This is a genomic window from Lautropia mirabilis (assembly GCF_900637555.1).
Classification (GTDB): Bacteria; Pseudomonadota; Gammaproteobacteria; order Burkholderiales; family Burkholderiaceae_E; genus Lautropia; species Lautropia mirabilis.
Genome location: NZ_LR134378.1, coordinates 1,250,658 through 1,268,563, shown reverse-complemented (window position 1 = coordinate 1,268,563; position 17,906 = coordinate 1,250,658). Strand labels below are relative to the sequence as shown.

At 65.3% G+C, this 17,906-nt stretch carries 14 protein-coding genes and 1 tRNA gene; 13 read left to right on the top strand and 2 right to left on the bottom strand.

Annotation, left to right across the window (positions count from 1 at the left end; translation table 11 throughout):
* Positions 1-55: 55 nt before the first annotated feature.
* On the top strand, positions 56-1,174 hold the full coding sequence (nadA, locus tag EL249_RS05145) for a quinolinate synthase NadA (RefSeq protein WP_197721623.1): 1,119 nt from the start codon (positions 56-58) through the stop codon (positions 1,172-1,174).
* A complete protein-coding gene (nadB, locus tag EL249_RS05140; RefSeq protein WP_005673922.1) occupies positions 1,171-2,901 on the top strand; it encodes an L-aspartate oxidase in 1,731 nt (576 codons plus the stop codon). Before nadA ends, nadB begins: the two co-directional genes overlap by 4 nt.
* Here nadB and EL249_RS05135 read toward each other — a convergent pair.
* Positions 2,858-3,544, bottom strand: a complete 687-nt coding sequence (locus EL249_RS05135; RefSeq protein ID WP_050781898.1) for an ATP-binding cassette domain-containing protein — start codon at positions 3,542-3,544, stop codon at positions 2,858-2,860. The genes nadB and EL249_RS05135 overlap by 44 nt on opposite strands.
* A gap of 195 nt (positions 3,545-3,739) precedes the next feature.
* On the opposite strand from EL249_RS05135, the gene ydiJ reads away from it, so the two are divergent.
* From ydiJ to EL249_RS05110, 5 genes are all read left to right on the top strand, one after another.
* Complete coding sequence (gene ydiJ, locus EL249_RS05130) at positions 3,740-6,898, top strand: D-2-hydroxyglutarate dehydrogenase YdiJ (RefSeq protein ID WP_005673924.1); 3,159 nt, start codon at positions 3,740-3,742, stop codon at positions 6,896-6,898.
* An 84-nt stretch (positions 6,899-6,982) separates the two neighbouring features.
* Positions 6,983-7,342 (top strand): helix-turn-helix transcriptional regulator, encoded by a 360-nt coding sequence (locus tag EL249_RS13850; RefSeq protein ID WP_005673925.1) that lies wholly within the window; start codon positions 6,983-6,985, stop codon positions 7,340-7,342.
* A gap of 159 nt (positions 7,343-7,501) precedes the next feature.
* Complete coding sequence (locus EL249_RS05120; RefSeq protein ID WP_005673926.1) at positions 7,502-7,750, top strand: hypothetical protein; 249 nt, start codon at positions 7,502-7,504, stop codon at positions 7,748-7,750.
* Between the two features lie 1,041 nt (positions 7,751-8,791).
* Positions 8,792-9,391 (top strand): glutathione S-transferase N-terminal domain-containing protein, encoded by a 600-nt coding sequence (locus tag EL249_RS05115; protein WP_005673927.1) that lies wholly within the window; start codon positions 8,792-8,794, stop codon positions 9,389-9,391.
* 174 nt (positions 9,392-9,565) lie between these two features.
* The gene (locus tag EL249_RS05110) at positions 9,566-11,077 is read left to right on the top strand and encodes an alpha/beta fold hydrolase (RefSeq protein WP_005673928.1); all 1,512 of its coding nucleotides are present in this window, start codon (positions 9,566-9,568) and stop codon (positions 11,075-11,077) included.
* 25 nt (positions 11,078-11,102) lie between these two features.
* On the opposite strand, the gene EL249_RS05105 is transcribed toward EL249_RS05110, so the two are convergent.
* Positions 11,103-11,187: transfer RNA gene (locus tag EL249_RS05105), tRNA-Leu, on the bottom strand.
* A gap of 212 nt (positions 11,188-11,399) precedes the next feature.
* Here EL249_RS05105 and EL249_RS05100 point away from each other — a divergent pair.
* From EL249_RS05100 to secF, 6 genes are all read left to right on the top strand, one after another.
* Positions 11,400-11,966, top strand: a complete 567-nt coding sequence (locus tag EL249_RS05100; RefSeq protein ID WP_005673929.1) for a GNAT family N-acetyltransferase — start codon at positions 11,400-11,402, stop codon at positions 11,964-11,966.
* A 66-nt stretch (positions 11,967-12,032) separates the two neighbouring features.
* The gene (gene queA, locus EL249_RS05095) at positions 12,033-13,088 is read left to right on the top strand and encodes a tRNA preQ1(34) S-adenosylmethionine ribosyltransferase-isomerase QueA (RefSeq protein ID WP_005673930.1); all 1,056 of its coding nucleotides are present in this window, start codon (positions 12,033-12,035) and stop codon (positions 13,086-13,088) included.
* Between the two features lie 209 nt (positions 13,089-13,297).
* Positions 13,298-14,431 carry a tRNA guanosine(34) transglycosylase Tgt gene (gene tgt / locus EL249_RS05090; protein ID WP_005673931.1) on the top strand — a complete coding sequence of 378 codons (1,134 nt, stop codon included), beginning with the start codon at positions 13,298-13,300 and terminating at the stop codon, positions 14,429-14,431.
* Positions 14,432-14,565: 134 nt separating this feature from the next.
* The gene (gene yajC / locus EL249_RS05085) at positions 14,566-14,949 is read left to right on the top strand and encodes a preprotein translocase subunit YajC (protein ID WP_005673935.1); all 384 of its coding nucleotides are present in this window, start codon (positions 14,566-14,568) and stop codon (positions 14,947-14,949) included.
* 2 nt (positions 14,950-14,951) lie between these two features.
* On the top strand, positions 14,952-16,829 hold the full coding sequence (gene secD, locus EL249_RS05080) for a protein translocase subunit SecD (RefSeq protein WP_005673936.1): 1,878 nt from the start codon (positions 14,952-14,954) through the stop codon (positions 16,827-16,829).
* A gap of 15 nt (positions 16,830-16,844) precedes the next feature.
* Complete coding sequence (gene secF, locus EL249_RS05075; RefSeq protein WP_005673937.1) at positions 16,845-17,789, top strand: protein translocase subunit SecF; 945 nt, start codon at positions 16,845-16,847, stop codon at positions 17,787-17,789.
* The last annotated feature ends 117 nt before the right edge of the window (positions 17,790-17,906 follow it).

Here is a 17,906-nt window from a genome sequence, read left to right as displayed (position 1 = left end):
CTGCTGTCCCGCACAGCCCGTAACCCCGCCCCCACCGAGGAGGATCCCGACGATGATGGAAGTCCTGCACAGGGTTTTCGACTATGACCTGCCCGACGCGAAGGCCCCCACCACGGCCTGCAGCATCCGGCAGGCCTGGGCCAAGGTGCCCGATGCCCTGGGCCCCGATGAGGCCAGGGCGTTGAAAGAACGCATTGCGGCCCTGCTGCACGAACGCAATGCCGTGCTGGTGGCCCACTACTACGTGGATCCCGACATCCAGGATCTGGCCCTGGAAACCGGCGGCTGCGTGGGTGACTCGCTGGAGATGGCCCGCTTCGGTGCCTCCCATCCGGCGCGGATGCTGGTGGTGGCCGGCGTGCGCTTCATGGGCGAAAGCGCCAAGATCCTCTGCCCGGACAAGACGGTGCTGATGCCGGACCTGGAAGCGGAATGCTCGCTGGACCTGGGCTGCCCCGAGGACGAGTTCTCGGCTTTCTGCGACCAGCATCCGGACCGGACGGTGGTGGTGTATGCCAACACCAGCGCCGCCGTGAAGGCGCGTGCCGACTGGGTCGTCACCTCGTCGGTGGCGCTGGAGATCGTCACCCACCTCAAGGCGCAGGGAGAAAAGCTCATCTGGGGACCCGACCGGCACCTGGGCGACTACATCCGTCGCCAGACCGGCGCCGACATGCTGCTGTGGCAGGGTTCGTGCATCGTGCACGACGAGTTCAAGGCCGAGGAGCTGCTGGCGCTGAAGGCCGAACACCCGGATGCCATCGTGCTGGTGCATCCGGAGTCACCGGCCAGCGTGGTGGAGATGGCCGATGTGGTGGGTTCCACCAGCAAGCTGCTCAAGGCCGCGGTGGAGCGCCCCGAACAGACCTTCATCGTGGCCACCGACCAGGGCATCCAGCACGAGATGCGCAAGCAGGCGCCTCACAAGACCTTCCTGGCGGCCCCCACGGCCGGTAACGGCGGCACCTGCAAGAGCTGCGCCTTCTGCCCCTGGATGGCCATGAACGGCCTGGTGGGCATCCACGAGGCGCTGCGCCATGGCCACAACGAGATCCTGCTGGACAGCGAACTGGGCCAGGCCGCCCGCAAGCCGCTGGAACGCATGCTGAACTTTGCCGAACAGCTCAAGCGCCAGCAAGCCGCCAATGTCTTCAACGGGATGGGACCAGCATGAAACCACGGAATGCCGACCACGACGTGATCATCGTGGGCAACGGGCTGGCAGCGCTGACACTGGCGCTCTCGCTGCCGGAGAGCCTGCGCATCGCGCTGCTGTGCAAGTACCGGCTGGATGACAACGCCAGCAGTCGTGCCCAGGGCGGCATCGCCGCCGTGCTGGACCGGCTTGACCGACTGGATGACCACGTGGCCGACACGCTGGTGGCCGGTGCCGGGCTGTGCGACGAGGCCGCGGTACGCGCCATCCTCTCGCAGGGACGGGCCGCCATCGAATGGCTGATCGCCACGGGCGTGCCCTTCAGCCGCGCGGACAACGGCAGCCTGCACCTGACGCGCGAAGGCGGGCATGGCGCCAGCCGCATCGCCCACGTGGCCGACCACACCGGGCTCTCGATCATGCAGGCGCTCTACCGCGCCGTGGCCAGCCGCCCCAACATCCGACAGCTGGAACAGACCATGGCCGTGGACCTGCTGCAGGACGACGAGGATCGCTGCGTGGGCGTGCGCGTGCTGCACCAGGGGCAGCTGCAACCGATGCTGGCCACGTCTGTCGTGCTGGCCAGCGGCGGTTGCGGCCAGGTCTATGCACGCACCACCACCCCGACCGCCTGCACCGGCGACGGCATTGCCATGGCCTTCCGGGCCGGCTGCGCGGCTGCCAACATGGCCTTCATGCAGTTCCACCCCACCGGCTTCGCCGGGCATGCCGGACCTTCCCGCTTCCTGACGGACATCGGTGCCGGCCTGTCCAATACCGACGGGCAGGAACCGATCTTCCTGATCTCCGAGGCCGTGCGCGGCGAGGGGGGCATACTGCGCAATGAAGCCGGCGAGCGCTTCATGCCCCGCTACGACGAGCGTGCCGAACTGGCACCCCGCGACATCGTGGCCCGCGCCATTGCCGCCGAGATCGGCAGGCAGTCGCTCCCCCACGTCTGGCTGGACATCAGCCATCGGCCGCGCAGCTTCATCCTGGAGCACTTCCCCACGATCCATGCACATTGCCTGGCGCACGGCATCGACATCACGCGCAGCCCGATTCCGGTCGGCCCGGTGCAGCACTACACCTGCGGCGGCATCGTCTGCGACACGGCCGGGCACACCCAGGTGGAGAGCCTCTTCTGCCTGGGCGAAGCCGCCTGCACCGGCCTGCATGGCGCCAACCGGCTGGCCAGCAACTCGCTGCTGGAGTGCGTGGTGATGGGCCGCAACGCCGCCCGGGCCATTGCGGACGGCGCCCGCTGGCACCATCCGATGATCCGGGCCATGACGATGGTCTCGAAGCACGACATGGCGCTGGACGCTTCCTCCGAGCCCAGCGGAACAACCGCGACAGCAGCCGACCGGGATGGATCCGCCCCCTTCGCGCAGTGCTTACCCGCCAGCAGGGTTGCCGACGAATCCGGTACCGTCCTGCCGCCTTTCGACCGTCGCGGCCTGCAGGCGCTGGTGAGCCGGAACCTGGGCATCCTGCGCAGCACGCCGGGCCTGGCCCATGCCCATGCCGTGCTGACCGCCTGGCAGGCACGCATCCAGCCCCCCGTCAGCGTGTCCGGGCACGAGGATCTCAACCTGCTCACCTGCGCGCGGATCATCGAGGCCAGCGCCCGACAGTGCCCGACCAGCATCGGCGCGCACTGCAACGTGGACCTGGCTGCCGCCCCGCCGCCGACAGCCTCTACGGCGCATCGGCGGCAGCCGCCAGCACAGCCCGGCGCGTGAACAGCGCCTTCACTTCCGGCTGATGGCTGATGGCCACACACAATGCCCCGGGCAGCGCCTGCTGAAGCAGCCGAACCATGGCGGCTGCGGACTGCGGATCCAGCTGCCCGGTGGCCTCGTCCAGAAAGAGCGCCTGCGGCCGCACCAGCAGCACCCGCGCCAGACTGATGCGCTGCTGCTCGCCGCCCGACAGCACTCGCCCCCAGTTCTGCACCTGGTCCAGGCTGTCCTGCAGGCGTGCCAGCCCCACCTGGGCCAATGCCGCCTTCAGCCGGTCGTCATCCCCATGCCCCCACTGCGGATAGCAGAGCACGGCCCGCAGTGAATCCTGCGGCAGATAGGGCCGCTGCGGCACGAACAGCACCCGGGCCGTGTCCAGACGAAAGTTCCCTTCGTACCAGGGCCACAACCCGGCCACGGTACGCAGCAGGGTGGACTTGCCAATACCGCTCTCTCCGTCGAGCAACACCCACTCCCCTGCACTTGCCTCCAGCTGCACGTCCTGCAGCAGCGGGCGACCATCCGGCGTGCGCAGCGAAAGTCCTTCGATGCGCAACAGGGGCACGGTTCCGGCAAATGCGACGCCCTGATGGGCTCCTGCGCCCATGCCGGTTTCAACCTGCGGCGTATCCAGTGCGGCCATGGCCCGCTCAAGAAGCAGGAAACGGGCGCTGCGTGTCTTGCCGGCTCCACCTTTTCCTTTCTGCCTTTTCCTTTCCGCCTTTGCCTTCCAGCCCGACGGCCGGCTCACGCTTGTCAACCGGGGCACTCGTGCGGATACTTTCGGGCTGTCCCGGCCACTCCCGCGCCGGCGCCGGTCCATCTGCCCGCCCGTTCCATGTCCATCGCCGCCCTGCCCCGCCCCGCCGACGAGCTGCCCGCCCTCTATCAACAGTTTCTGGCGGACCTGCGCGCCAGCGGCTTTGCCGGCGAGATCCAGGACGACTACGCCACCCGCACGCTGTTCGCCACCGACAACTCGCTCTACCAGCTGGCACCGCAGGCCGCCGTCTTCCCGAAAGACGCCGAGGACGTGCAGCGCGTGGCCACGCTGCTGGGTCAGCCTGCCTACCAGGCGGTGGCGCTGGCACCGCGCGGCGGCGGCACCGGCACCAACGGCCAGTCACTCACTCACGGGCTGGTGATGGACCTGTCGCGGCACATGAACCGCATCCTGGAGATCAACGCCGAGGAAGGCTGGGTGCGGGCGCAGGCCGGCGTGGTGAAGGACCAGCTCAACGCCGCGCTCCGCCCTCACGGCCTCTTCTTCGCCCCCGAGCTGTCCACCTCCAACCGGGCGACGCTGGGCGGCATGATCAACACCGACGCCAGTGGCCAGGGAAGCTGCACCTACGGCAAGACGCGCGACCACGTGCTGGCGCTGGACTACGTGCTGCTGGGCGGCGAGCGCTTCGTCAGCCAGCCGGTGGACGATGCAGGACTGGAAGCACTCTGTGCGCAGTCCGGGCGCATCGGCAAGGTGCACCGCACGGCCCGCCGCATTGCCGACGAGCAGGCCGATCTCATCCGCGCGAAGTTTCCGAAGCTCAACCGCTGCCTGACCGGCTATGACCTGGCGCACCTGCGTCGTCCTGACGGCCGCTTTGACCTCAACAGCGTGCTGTGCGGCGCCGAGGGCTCGCTGGGCTTCGTGGTGGAGGCACGGCTCAACGTGCTGCCCATCCCGAAGTATTCGGTGCTGGTGAACGTGCGCTACGCCGCCTTCATGGATGCGCTGCGCGACGCCCGGGCATTGATCGCACAGAAGCCCCTGTCCATCGAGACGGTGGATTCCAAGGTGCTGCTGCTGGCCATGAACGATTTCGTCTGGAACAGTGTGTCGGAATACTTTCCGGAGCGGGAAGGCGAGCAGACACTGGGCATCAACCTGGTGGAATTCAGCGGCGATGACCCGGCCGAGGTGGACGCGCGCGTTCAGCGCTTCGTGAATCACCTGCAGACCGACACCACCGTGCGCCGTCTGGGCCACACACTGGCGGTGGGTTCGGACGCCGTCAAGCGCGTCTATGCCATGCGCAAGCGTGCGGTGGGTCTGCTGGGCAACGTGCAGGGCGAGGCCCGGCCGCAGCCCTTCGTGGAAGACACGGCCGTCCCGCCCGAGAACCTGGCGGAATACATTGCCGAGTTCCGCGCACTGCTGGACAGTCACGGCCTGCAATACGGCATGTTCGGCCACGTGGACGCCGGCGTGCTGCACGTGCGCCCGGCGCTGGACATGAAGGACCCGAAGTACGCGGCACTGGTGCGCCCGATCAGCGATGCGGTGGCAGCCCTTGCGCAGCGCTACGGCGGCCTGCTGTGGGGCGAGCACGGCAAGGGCGTGCGCTCGGAATATGCCGAGGCGTATTTCGGTGAGCTGTATCCGTCGCTGCAGAAGCTCAAGGCCGCCTTCGACCCGCACAACCAGATCAACCCGGGCAAGATTGCCACACCGTGGCAGAGCCAGGCTCAGCTGATGAAGGTCGATGGCGTGCCCACACGTGGCGAGCACGACCGGCAGATCGACGAGCGCGTCTGGCAGAGCTATGGCGCCGCCATGCACTGCAACGGCAACGGCGCCTGCTACAACTATGATCCCGACGACGCCATGTGCCCGTCGTGGAAAGCCACCCGCGAGCGCCAGCACTCGCCCAAGGGTCGTGCCTCGCTGATGCGCGAATGGCTGCGCCTGCAGGGCAATGCTGGTGTGGACGTACTGGAACTGTCGCGCAATCCACCGGGGTTCTTCCGCAGCTTCTGGCAGCGCTGGCGCAATACCCGCGCCGCACGGCAGCAGGCGCCGGACTTCTCGCACGAGGTGTACGAGGCCATGGCCGGCTGCCTGTCCTGCAAGGCCTGCGCCGGGCAATGTCCCATCAAGGTGAACGTGCCGGATTTCCGCGCGCGCTTCCTGCAGCTCTACCACCAGCGCTACCTGCGCCCGCTGCGCCATTACCTCATCGGCTCGCTGGAATTCTCCATGCCGTGGTTTGCCCACGTGCCGTGGCTCTACAACGGCATCATGGGCAACGGCTGGGTGCAGCGCATGATGGAAAAGCACGTGGGCATGGTGGACAGCCCGCTCATCAACCGCATGGCACTCCAGCCCGTGCTGCAGCGATGGCAGGTGGCCACCGCCACGCCGGCCGCACTGGCTGCACTCTCTGCCGAGGAGCGTGCGCGCAGCGTCATTCTGGTGCAGGACAGTTTCACCCGGTATTTCGAGACCGAACAACTGGCGGATTTCATCGAGCTGGCCGCACGACTGGGCCTGCGCGTCTGGCTGGCACCGCTGCACGCCAACGGAAAGCCGCTGCAGGTGCAGGGCTTCCTGCCCGCCTTCGAGCGCGTGGCACGTCGCCACATCCGCGCCCTGCAGGCGCTGGCCCGGTTCGACATCCCGCTGGTGGGGCTGGACCCGGCCATGACGCTGGTGTTCCGGCAGGAGTACGCCAAGATCGAGGGCATCCAGAACCTGCCCCGGGTACTGCTGCCGCAGGAATGGCTGCTGCAGGCGCTGGCAGAAGGACCGGCGGCACGGAAGCTGGCGGAGGTTCTGTCCCCCTCCGCCACGACAGCCACCGATGCCGCCAGCTCGAACGGTGATACCCGCCAGAACATCGGCTTCCCGGAGACCTATCGTCTGCTGGCCCACTGTACCGAGAAGACCAACCAGCCCGACAGCAACGGCCAGTGGGTGAAGGTGTTCCGCCACTTCGGTCTGACGCTGCAGGTGCAGGCCACCGGCTGCTGCGGCATGGCCGGCACCTATGGCCACGAGGCCCGCAACCTGGCCACCTCGCGCCTCATCTACTCGCAATCGTGGCAGGCCCAGGTGGACCGCCCCGCCGAGACAGCCGGCGAGGCCCTGGCCACCGGCTATTCCTGCCGCAGCCAGGTCAAGCGCATGGCCCACCGCCAGCTGCGCCACCCGCTGCAGGTACTGCTGGCGCGGGTGCGGGTGGGGGATGAGGGCCGTGCAGGTGCGGGGCGATAGGGGCTGACCGATACAGTTCATAGGCTGTATGACGAAAATACAGGCTATACTATGTATTGTCAAAATACAGCCTAGGGCCTGTACATGCCTGATCGCCCCCTTCCTCAGGACATCCGCGTCCAGATTCCCGAACAGCTCCCCATGCTGCTGCAGGGCTTTCGCAAGGCCGCCGGGCTGACACAGGCCGAAGCCGCCCGTCGCCTGGGCGTGACCCAACAGACCTTCTCCAGCCTGGAGCGCAACGCCCACCGGATGAGTGCCGAACGCCTGATGGCATTGCTGAGCCTGCTGGGGGTGTCGCTGGTATTGCGGCAGGATCGCATCGGTGGTGCCCGAGGGGCATCCGAAGCCTCTGACGCAAATCCGGAGGGCCCGAGGGCCACCCGCACGCCTGCGGCCGGTTCGGCATGGCCTTCCTCCGGGTCTGACCCTTACGTTTGGTAACACGGAAGCATCCAGAATTCTGTGTGCGCCCCATCAGCACGTTGACCCTAACAAACATACGTTCACAACACAATCAAAAAGTCAACTTATCGAAAGTTATTATACAATAATTACATTTCCAGCATAGAATCATACGGAAACAATCAGAGGAGACTTAACATGCTTCGCAAAACAATCCAAGCATTCACCCTGTTCGCCTTGCTTTCCACGCCCATCGCATCGTTTTCATCAGAAGCCAGCGTCATTACAGGACAAAAAAGCCATTTCAACAACCTCATCGAGGCTCAAGGCCTAAAACAAGTAATTCAAGCCATAACCCGCAACGACAGCGACACATTCAACAAGTCTTTCACGCACACCACAGAAATAATTCAACTAAAAAACGGGACGAAATTCCTAGAAGGATGAGACAATAATGAACATACAAAAACCAGAGCAGCGTTATTCATCCACCCGCACGGAGGAGTAAGCGCAGCCTTATTCGACATAAGCAGAAACCGCATCAACTACTACAGCAACAACACAGAAACCAATCAAGACGCTTCATTTCAGGCATGGGTGAGAATATTTGCACCAACAATTACCTCACCAAACCAGAACCATCACGACACGAAGACCTTACGAAAAAAGTCCGAATGGGACAATACACACGGAGAACAAAATCTCCGTAAAATCGCATCCCTTATATGGGATTACGACGGATCAAAAATCAGCACAAACTGGGAGATGAACGAAGAGGTGACATCCATAATTGTTAGGGCAGTCAATGAGATAAACTCATGCACAAGAAGCGCACGACTGATCTACATGCCAGGGACGATACTCAATAATGGCGTAGACATATTCAGCCAGGCACTTGATATCATCGACTTCATCAGGGCAATCGCAACAAACAGACGAGCCGAATCGTGCATTGTCATGACTGCATCCCGATGGAGGTCGCCAATAGAAATGGCCTCTATGGGAATTTAACCCCCCAAACCCAGACACGAACTTGAAAGCCAAAACAACGGAAGGGGCAGAGCCCCTTCTGAATAACGATCAAAATAAATAAAACATAAATCACACTTCAAACATCAAACACAACAAGCATTGCAGACAACAAGACAACTTGCCATGTCGATTGAATCCATAGAGAACGCCAGCAGTTGGTTTGACGGCCCGTGGAGCCTGCTCGCATTACTAATCCTTGCCACAACCTCCCTAATCGGCGCCAACTGGATAAAAAAAACATTCGGAAGATACGTTTTTTTGCTAATTCTATTTGCAATATGGCTTGCTTTTATATTATTTACCGGAAACTCTGACAAAACAACACCCCCATCCCCTTTGCCCCCGCAATCTTACGTAACGCATAAATTGACGTGAACAATCAAAACCCATATTTGATGCAATAGGGTGATCTTGAGATGTACCATCGGTGCTTCCACAACCCGACCGGAGACCGCCATGAAGCTCTATGTCAGCCCCACCTCGCCCTATGGGCGCATCTGCCTGGCCCGCGCGCTGCTGCTGGGTCGCAACGATCTGTCGTTGCAAATGGTGGACCCATGGCAGAACCCGCCGGAACTGGAGGCCATCAACCCGCTGAGCCAGATTCCGGTGCTGGTGCTGGATGACGGCAAGACCGCTGTTCCGGGCACGCTGCCCATCTGCCTGTACCTGGGTGGTGCCATGCCACCGGCAGCCGAGCTGTCGGCCATCTCGCAGACGCATGCGCTGCTGGAGATGCTGATCCAGATCGTGAAGCTGGTGCGTTTCAAGGCGCCGGACACGGCCGACCATCCGCTGGTGGCGCGCAGCGTCACGGCACTGAAGCGTGCGCTGGCGCAGGTGCCCGCCTTTGACGGCAACAGCCAGGCCTGGCCGGACGTGATGCTGGCCGTGGTGCTGCTGACCGTGAAGCTGCGTCGCCCCGAGGAATTCGAGGCGGCTGCACGGCCCGACACGAAGGCGGCCGTGGAAGCCTTTACCGCAACATCGCTGGCGAAGAAGACGGCCCCCGAAGCTCTGGCAGCAACCAAAGCCACGACAGTCGGCGAGCTTTGACTCCAGCTGGCCGGTGTCACGCCCCGCACTGCAATACGGTCGGGGCCGACGCGCCGTCCGTCCGGCCGCGCCTGCTTCCCGTGAGGTGACATAGCCTGTATCTTCCGCTCACCGTCGGTGATGGCGACACCCGTGTCATCACCGGCCCTGCACCCGGAACGACAGGAGGTTGTCATGTCAGGAGCCCGAGGAATCCGAACCCGCCTGAGCCTGCTGCTGGGCCTTGCCCTGCTGCCGCTGACGGTCATGGCGGACGCCCCTGCCCTGCCGGCCCCCAAGCCCCAGCGCATCGGACAGGTGCAGTTCGAGCCCTGCGTCCTGCAGGCGCCCTCGGGGCTGGAGCAACGCGCTCGTGCCCTGTGTGGTTCGCTGAAGGTGCCCGAGAGCCCGCAGCTGCCCCAGGGGCGGCAGATCGAACTGAAACTGGCGTGGGCGCCGCCGCTCAAGTCCTTCATGGCCCAGAAGGATCCGGTCTTCCTGCTGTCGGGCGGTCCGGGCCAGGACACGCTGCAGACCTATGCTGCGCTGGCGCCCAGCCTTGCCGAGATACGCGAGCGCCGGGGCATGGTGCTGGTGGATCAGCGCGGCACGGGGGGATCGAACCGGCTGGACTGCCCGATGGCGCCGGATACCGACATGCTGTCGATGCCGCCCCAGGCGCTGGTGGCGTTCACCCAGGCCTGTCAGAAGGCACTGGCAGACAAGGCGGACCTGCGCTTCTACACCACCACCGATGCCGTGCGCGATCTGGAGGCCGTGCGCAAGGCCCTGGGGCTGGAGCGGATCAATCTGCTGGGCATCTCCTACGGCACACGGGTGGCGCTGCAGTACGCCCGGCAATATCCGCAGCAGACGCGAGCACTGATCCTGGATTCTCCCCTGCCCAATGGGCATTATCTGGGCGAGCTGGATGCGCGCCAGCACGAGGATGCGCTGAAGCGCCTGCTGGCACGCTGCACGGAAGACGCCACCTGCCGCAAGGCCCTGGGCGATCCGTACCCGCAGCTGCTGAAAGCGCTGGAAAAGCTGCGTTCCAAGCCGGTGGAGGTGAACCTGAAGCTGCCACCCCGGGGCGAGTGGGTACGCCAGCGCCTGACGGACGAGACCATGGCCTCGCTGGTGCGCTTGCTGGCCTATTCGCCCGAGACAGCCAGCATGCTGCCGCTGCTGATCCATCAGGCGGCCCAGGGGCACTATGAGGTGCCCGGCTATCTGGCGCGGCAGATGAACGAGCAGCTTCGGGAGATCCTGGCGATGGGCATGTACACCGCCGTGGCATGCACCGAAGACCTCGACAGTCTCCAGAAACCCACTGGCCGGCCCGACCCGCTGCTGCTGGATGCCAACATCAGGGCCATGGCCCAGGCCTGTCGTGGCTGGCCCCGGGGCGAAGTCCCGGCAGGGTTCGACAAGCAGATTTCACCGGACATCCCCGTGCTGGCACTGACAGGCGAGTTCGACCCCACCCTTGGTCACGCCATGGGCGAGGCAGCCGTGGCGGGGCTGAAGAACGCGCGTCATCTGCACCTGAAGCATCAGGCACACAACGTGATGTCGGCGGGCTGTGTGCCCGAGCTGATGGCGGATTTTCTGCGGCGCCCTGACGCCGCTGCCCTGGATGTCAGCTGTCTGGACGAGCTGAAGCCCGTTCCGCTGCTGCTGCAATGGCCGCAGCCGTCACGCTGACAAAAGAGAGAAAAAGAAAGAGAGATGGTGCCCGGGGTCGGACTCGAACCGACACGCCTCGCGGCGGGGGATTTTGAGTCCCCTGCGTCTACCAGTTTCACCACCCGGGCATGGCTGCTGCCATGAAGGACGGAGCCGCTTCCTGTAACATCGGCATCCGGCTGGCATTATGGCCCAAGTCCAAGGCCTGCGGCAACCGCCCGGCCACCTGACAACAGTGCAGTGGCAGGTACACCGCCTCGCGCCCTGCGCCCCTTGCAGCCCGCCTCCGGGCCTGCGTGCCCCTGCCTGACTCCTGCCGTTTCCTTTCCCGCCTTCCGCCATGGGCTCCTTGCCTTTCCCGCACCATCGTCTGGGCCATGTGCCTGTACAGATATCGCCGCTGGAAGAATCCCACCTGCCGCAGCTGATGCAGGTGCAGAAGCAGGCCTACGTCGGCCTGCCGGTGCTGGAGCCGGTGGAGTTCTTCCAGAACCGCCAGCAGCTTGCACCGCAGGGATGCCTGGTGGCGCTGGCCGGCAACCGGGTGGCGGGCTATCTGGTCTCGTATCCGTGGGACGACGGGCTGCCGCCCGCGCTGGGGGAGCTGCTGGATGCGCTGCCCGAACCGGGCCGGCACTGGTTCGTCCACGACTGCGCCGTGAGCCCCGAATGGCATGGCCGGGGCGTTGCCCAGCGCCTGCTGGCCGCCACCGTGGCGGCTGCACGCCGGCAGGGTCTGGGCAGCCTGCGGCTGGTGTCGCTGGCCGGGGCAGTCCGCTTCTGGCAGCGCCATGGCTTTCAGGACGTGACGCCCACGCCACGCCTGCAGACCAAGCTAGCCGGCTATGGCGCTGGCGCCCGGCTGATGCAGCGCCGGATCCTCGCTGAGCCCGGCCCTTCCGCATGAAGCTCTCACGTGACGTGGCGCCTTTACCCGCTCCGTGATGCCCGCCCCTTTTTCTGATCCATCCCGATGAAGCTGTCCGATTTCGACTATCACCTGCCCGAGGAACTGATTGCGCAGTACCCGCCCGAGCAACGCGCCGGCGGGCGGCTGCTGGACGTGACGACGCTGATGCAGCAGCCCGAGGCCAGCGCTGCCGACCGGCTGCTGGCCGATCTGCCGGAACTCATCGCGCCCGGCAGCCTGCTGGTGTTCAACGACACCCGGGTCATCCACGCACGGCTGGCCGGGCGCAAGGAAAGCGGCGGGCGCATCGAGGTGATGGTCGAGCGCATCGACGGCGAGCACGAGGTGCTGGCGATGGTGCGCGCCAGCCACCCGCCCAAGGCGGGCAGCCGGCTGCATTTCGGGCCGGAGAACGCCACGGAGTGCGCCACGGTCGTCTCGGCACGCGAGCCGGGCAGCATGATGCTGCGCATCCGCTTCGATGCACCAGCGGCCGGGGTGCTGGAGCGGCTGGGCGAGCTGCCGCTGCCGCCCTACATCCAGCACCAGCCGGATCAGGCCGACGAGGCACGCTATCAGACCGTGTTCGCCCGCGAGCCGGGCGCGGTGGCCGCCCCCACGGCCGGCCTGCACTTTGATGAGGCGCTGCTGGCGGCGCTGCGAGCGCGCGGCATCGATAGCGCACACCTGACACTGCATGTGGGCGCGGGCACCTTCCTGCCGGTGCGCACCGAAGATCTGTCGCAGCACCACATGCACAGCGAGCGCTACACCCTGTCGGCCGAAACGGCACAGGCCATCGCCCGCGCCAAGGCCGAGGGACGGCCGGTGGTGGCCATCGGCACCACGGCGCTGCGGGCGCTGGAAGCCAGTGGCGGCGTGGCCGGCAGTGGCGAGACGGATCTGTTCATCACCCCGGGCTACCGCTTCCGGGTGGTGGACCGCCTGTTCACCAACTTCCACCTGCCCAAGTCCACGCTGCTGATCCTGGTGAGCGCCTTTGCGGGCCGCGAGACGATCCGCCGCGCCTACGCACACGCCATCGCGCAGCGCTATCGCTTCTTCAGCTATGGCGATGCCATGCTGCTGGATCGCGCCCCCGTGGAGGGGGACGCCTGAACAGGCCCCATCCGGAATGGTCCGGGATGACCCAGACCACTCCGGGTGCCTGGGTGCCGAAGGCGGCCTGCCTGACGGGCGTGACCAGCCCTGTGGGCCCAGGCCCGGCGTGATCCGGCGCCCCCTTTCACCCTGCCGCTCCCTTACACTCGCTGCCGCGGCCCCGCCTTCTGCAGCCGCTTCCCCGAATCACCTCCTTCCATCATGTCATGCTGCATTACACGCTGAACCACACCGACGGCCTGGCCCGCCAGGGCACGCTGCGGCTCAACCATGGCGAAATCGAAACCCCGATCTTCATGCCGGTGGGCACCTACGGCGCCGTCAAGGGCATGTCGCCGGCCGACCTGGAGGCGGTGGGCGCGCGCATCATTTTGGGCAATACCTTCCACCTGTGGCTGCGGCCCGGCACGACCGTGATGGAGAAGCTGGGCGGGCTGCACGGCTTCAACGGCTGGCACCGCCCCATCCTGACCGATTCGGGCGGCTTCCAGGTCTGGAGCCTGGGGGATCTGCGCAAGATCTCGGAAGAAGGCGTGCGCTTTGCTTCGCCCATCAATGGTGACAAGCTGTTCCTGACGCCCGAGGTCTCGATGCAGGTGCAGCGTGCGCTGAATTCGGACATCGCCATGGTGTTCGACGAATGCACGCCGATCGAGATCGACGGCCGCCCCACCACCCATGAAGAGGCCGCCCGCTCGATGCAGCTGTCGCTGCGCTGGGCACGCCGCAGCCGCGACGAGTTCCTGCGTGGCGAGAATCCCAACGCCCTGTTCGGGATCGTGCAGGGCGGCATGTTCGAGGACCTGCGCGACGAGTCGCTGGCGGGCCTGACGGACATCGGCTTCGAGGGCTATGCGGTGGGTGGCCTTTCGGTGGGCGAGCCCAAGGAAGACATGCTGCGCATCCTGGACCACATCGGCCACCGGCTGCCCGCGGACCGGCCCCGCTACCTGATGGGGGTGGGCACGCCCGAGGACCTGCTCGACGGCATCGCCCGTGGCATCGACATGTTCGACTGCGTGATGCCCACCCGCAACGCCCGCAACGGGTGGCTGTTCACCCGCTTCGGCGACCTGAAGATCCGCAACGCCCGCTGGCGCGACGATGAGCGCCCGCTGGACCCGACCTGCCAGTGCAGCACCTGCCGCCACCATTCGCGCGCCTACCTGCACCACCTGCAGCGAGTGGGCGAGATGCTGGGCGCGCATCTGGCCACCGTACACAACCTGCACTTCTATCTGGACCTGATGGCCCAGGCACGCCAGGCCATTGCCGAGGGGCGCTTTGCGGCCTTCCACGCCGCCTTCCTGAAGGACCGCCAGCGCGGGCTGGACGGCTGAGGCGATGTACCCTCGCGGCGCACTTTTACGCCGTGAAACATGAATGATCCCGCAGGGCGATCGCTTCGGTCGCCCCCACGATACCGCAGCGCCGGCCATGGCAGCGACCGCCCGGCAGACGCCCCGTCGCTATAATGACGGGTTCACCCATCCATCCCTTCAACCCTGAAAGGAACCCTATCGTGATTTCCACCGCCTACGCGCAGACTGCCGCCCCCGCCGGCGCCGAGAGCCAGCTGCTGGGCTTTCTGCCCATCATCCTGATGTTCGTGGCCATGTACTTCCTGATGATCCGTCCGCAGATGAAGCGGGCCAAAGAGCATCGGAACATGCTGGCAGCGTTGCAAAAAGGGGATGAAGTGGTGACGGCTGGCGGGATCGTCGGCCGGGTCACCAAGGTCGGTGACGCCTATGTTACCGTCGAAGTTTCTGCTTCTGGCGACAAGTCCATCGAAATGAACTTCCAGAAGTCCACCGTCCAGACCCTTCTTCCGAAGGGCACCATCAAGGCCATCTGAGTGTGAATCGATATCCGTTCTGGCGATATGCCCTCATCGGGCTGGCGCTGATCTTCAGCCTGATCTATACCCTCCCCAACTTCTACGGCGAATCGCCAGCGGTTCAGATATCGAGCCAGAAGGCGACCATCAAGGTCGACGCGGCCACCGAAAGCCAGGCGCTGGCCGCGCTCGACAAGGCCGGCATCCCCAACACGGGGGTGCTGCGCGACGACAACTCCGTCAAGATCCGCTTCGACACCACCGATACCCAGCTGCGCGCGCGCGACGTGCTGGAGAAGGCGATGAATCCGGATCCGGCCGATCCGGTCTACATCACCGCGCTGAACCTGCTGTCGGCCTCGCCCACGTGGCTGACCCAGCTGCACGCCCTGCCCATGTACCTGGGCCTGGACCTGCGCGGCGGGGTGCACTTCCTGATGCAGATCGACACCACCGAGGCGCTGAACAAGCGCCTGGACAGTGCAATGGCCGATGTGCGCACGCTGCTGCGCGACCGCAAGGTGCGCCACAACGGCATCAAGCGCAACGGCAAGCAGCTGGTTCTGGACTTTGCCAGCGAGGATGCCCGTACCCGCGCCCAGGAACTGCTGCGTGACAACCAGGCCGACCTGGCGGTGCAGGAACGGGGCAGCGGCGCTCAGTCGCAGCTGCTGCTGACACTGACCGAGTCGGCCATGCGCACCTTCCTGGACAACTCGGTGCAGCAGAACATCACCACGCTGAACAACCGGATCAACGAACTGGGCGTGGCCGAACCGGTCATCCAGCGCCAGGGCGCTGACCGCATCGTGGTGCAGCTGCCCGGCGTGCAGGACACGGCGCGTGCCAAGGACATCCTGGGCCGTACCGCCACGCTGGAAGCCCGTCTGGTGGACATGAGCCCCGAGGCCCAGCGTGCCCTGACCAGCGAGAACGGCGTGGTGCCTTTCGGCTCCGACCTGTTCCGCCAGGGCCGTGGCGCCCCGGTGGTGCTGCGGCGTGAGCCCATCTTCACCGGCCAGCAGCTCACCAACGCCTCGGCCACCTTCGACGAGCACCAGCAGCCTGCCGTGGCCGTGAGCCTGAACGAGGCCGGCGGCCGCCACCTGCGCGAAGTTTCCCGCAAGAACATCCACAAGCCCATGGCCGTGGTGCTCTTCGAGAAGGGCAAGGGCGAGGTGCTGACGGTGGCCACCATCCAGTCCGAACTGGGCAGCCGCTTCCAGATCACGGGCATGGGTTCGGCCAAGAACGCCGGCGACTTGGCGCTGCTGCTGCGCGCCGGTGCGCTGGCTGCGCCGATGGACATCATCGAGGAACGCACCATCGGCCCGAGCCTGGGTGCCGAGAACATCTCGAAGGGTTTCCAGTCGGTGACCTGGGGCTTCCTGGCCATCGCGGTGTTCATGATCGTCTACTACCTGCTCTTCGGCCTGTTCTCGACCGTGGCGCTAGGCTTCAACCTGCTGATGCTGGTGGCGGTGCTGTCGCTGCTGCAGGCCACGCTCACGCTGCCCGGCATTGCGGCCATCGCGCTGACGCTGGGCATGGCCATTGACGCCAACGTGCTGATCAACGAGCGCGTGCGCGAGGAGCTGCGCAAGGGCGCCTCGCCGCAGATGGCCATTAGCGCCGGCTACGAGCACGCCTGGGCCACCATCCTGGATGCCAACATCACCACGCTGATTGCGGGCCTGGCGCTGCTGGCCTTCGGTTCGGGCCCCATCAAGGGCTTTGCCGTGGTCCACTGTCTGGGCATCCTCACCTCCATGTTCTCGGCGGTGTTCGTCTCGCGCGGGCTGGTCAACCTCTGGTATGGCGGCAAGAAGCGCGTCAAGCATCTGTCCGTCGGTCAGAGCGACTGGCACCTGGATGATCCGAAACCGGCCAAGCGCTGAGGGAGCAAGCACACCATGGAACTCTTCAAGATCCGGCGCGACATCCCGTTCATGCGCCATGTGACGATCCTGAACGCCATCTCGATCGTCTTCTTCCTGCTGGCGGTGCTGTTCCTGTTCACCCGCGGCCTGAACCTGTCGGTGGAGTTCACCGGCGGCACGGTCATGGAGTTCAGCTACGCACAGCCGGCCGACCTGGGCAAGACCCGCCAGGCCATCGAGGAGCTGGGCTTCTCGGAGCCGCAGGTGCAGAACTTCGGCACCTCGCGCGACGTGCTGATCCGCCTGCCGCTGAAGGAAGGCGTCTCGGCCGCAAAGCAGGCCGAGCAGGTGCTGGCTGCGCTCAAGCAGCATGACCCGTCGGTGGAGCTGCGCCGCAACGAGTTCGTGGGCCCGCAGGTGGGTCAGGAGCTGGCCACCAGCGGCGCCATGGCGCTTCTGGTGGTGATCGCCGGCATCGTGATCTACCTGGCCGTCCGCTTCGAATGGAAGTTCGGCGTGGCAGGCATCATCGCCAACCTGCACGACGTGGTGATCATCCTGGGCTTCTTCGCCTTCTTCCAGTGGGAATTCTCGCTGTCGGTGCTGGCCGCGGTGCTGGCGGTGCTGGGCTACTCGGTCAACGAGTCGGTCATCATCTTCGACCGGGTGCGCGAGAAGTTCCGCGAGCGCCATGCCCGGAACATGACCACCGCCCAGGTGCTGGACCACGCCATCACCACCACCACCTCGCGGACGGTCATCACCCACACGTCCACGCTGATGATGGTGCTGTCGATGCTGTTCTTCGGCGGCCCCACGCTGCACTACTTCTCGCTGGCGCTCGCCATCGGCATCTGCTTTGGCGTGTACTCCTCGATCTTCGTGGCTGCTGCCATCGTGATGCGCCTGGGCCTCAAGCGTGAGGACCTGGTCAAGCCCGTGAAGAAGAAGGACGCCACCGAGGTGGAACTGCCCTGAGAACGGAAAAGCCGGCCCCAGGGACCGGCTTTGCGGGATCACCCAAGGCGCCAGAGACTACGGTCCTGGCGCCTTTTTCTTGCCCGACGGATCAGTGGCGGAACCACTGCCCGTAGA

Excerpts from the sequence above, each read along its gene's own strand:
- nadA (WP_197721623.1), top strand. The coding sequence starts at position 56 with ATGGAAGTCCTGCACAGGGTTTTCGACTATGACCTGCCCGACGCGAAG.
- EL249_RS13850 (WP_005673925.1), top strand. The coding sequence starts at position 6,983 with ATGCCTGATCGCCCCCTTCCTCAGGACATCCGCGTCCAGATTCCCGAA.
- secF (WP_005673937.1), top strand. The coding sequence starts at position 16,845 with ATGGAACTCTTCAAGATCCGGCGCGACATCCCGTTCATGCGCCATGTG.
- EL249_RS05110 (WP_005673928.1), top strand. The coding sequence starts at position 9,566 with ATGTCAGGAGCCCGAGGAATCCGAACCCGCCTGAGCCTGCTGCTGGGC.
- ydiJ (WP_005673924.1), top strand. The coding sequence starts at position 3,740 with ATGTCCATCGCCGCCCTGCCCCGCCCCGCCGACGAGCTGCCCGCCCTC.
- EL249_RS05120 (WP_005673926.1), top strand. The coding sequence starts at position 7,502 with ATGCTTCGCAAAACAATCCAAGCATTCACCCTGTTCGCCTTGCTTTCC.
- EL249_RS05100 (WP_005673929.1), top strand. The coding sequence starts at position 11,400 with ATGGGCTCCTTGCCTTTCCCGCACCATCGTCTGGGCCATGTGCCTGTA.
- tgt (WP_005673931.1), top strand. The coding sequence starts at position 13,298 with ATGCTGCATTACACGCTGAACCACACCGACGGCCTGGCCCGCCAGGGC.
- queA (WP_005673930.1), top strand. The coding sequence starts at position 12,033 with ATGAAGCTGTCCGATTTCGACTATCACCTGCCCGAGGAACTGATTGCG.
- EL249_RS05135 (WP_050781898.1), bottom strand. The coding sequence starts at position 3,544 with ATGGCCGCACTGGATACGCCGCAGGTTGAAACCGGCATGGGCGCAGGA.
- nadB (WP_005673922.1), top strand. The coding sequence starts at position 1,171 with ATGAAACCACGGAATGCCGACCACGACGTGATCATCGTGGGCAACGGG.
- EL249_RS05115 (WP_005673927.1), top strand. The coding sequence starts at position 8,792 with ATGAAGCTCTATGTCAGCCCCACCTCGCCCTATGGGCGCATCTGCCTG.
- yajC (WP_005673935.1), top strand. The coding sequence starts at position 14,566 with ATGACGGGTTCACCCATCCATCCCTTCAACCCTGAAAGGAACCCTATC.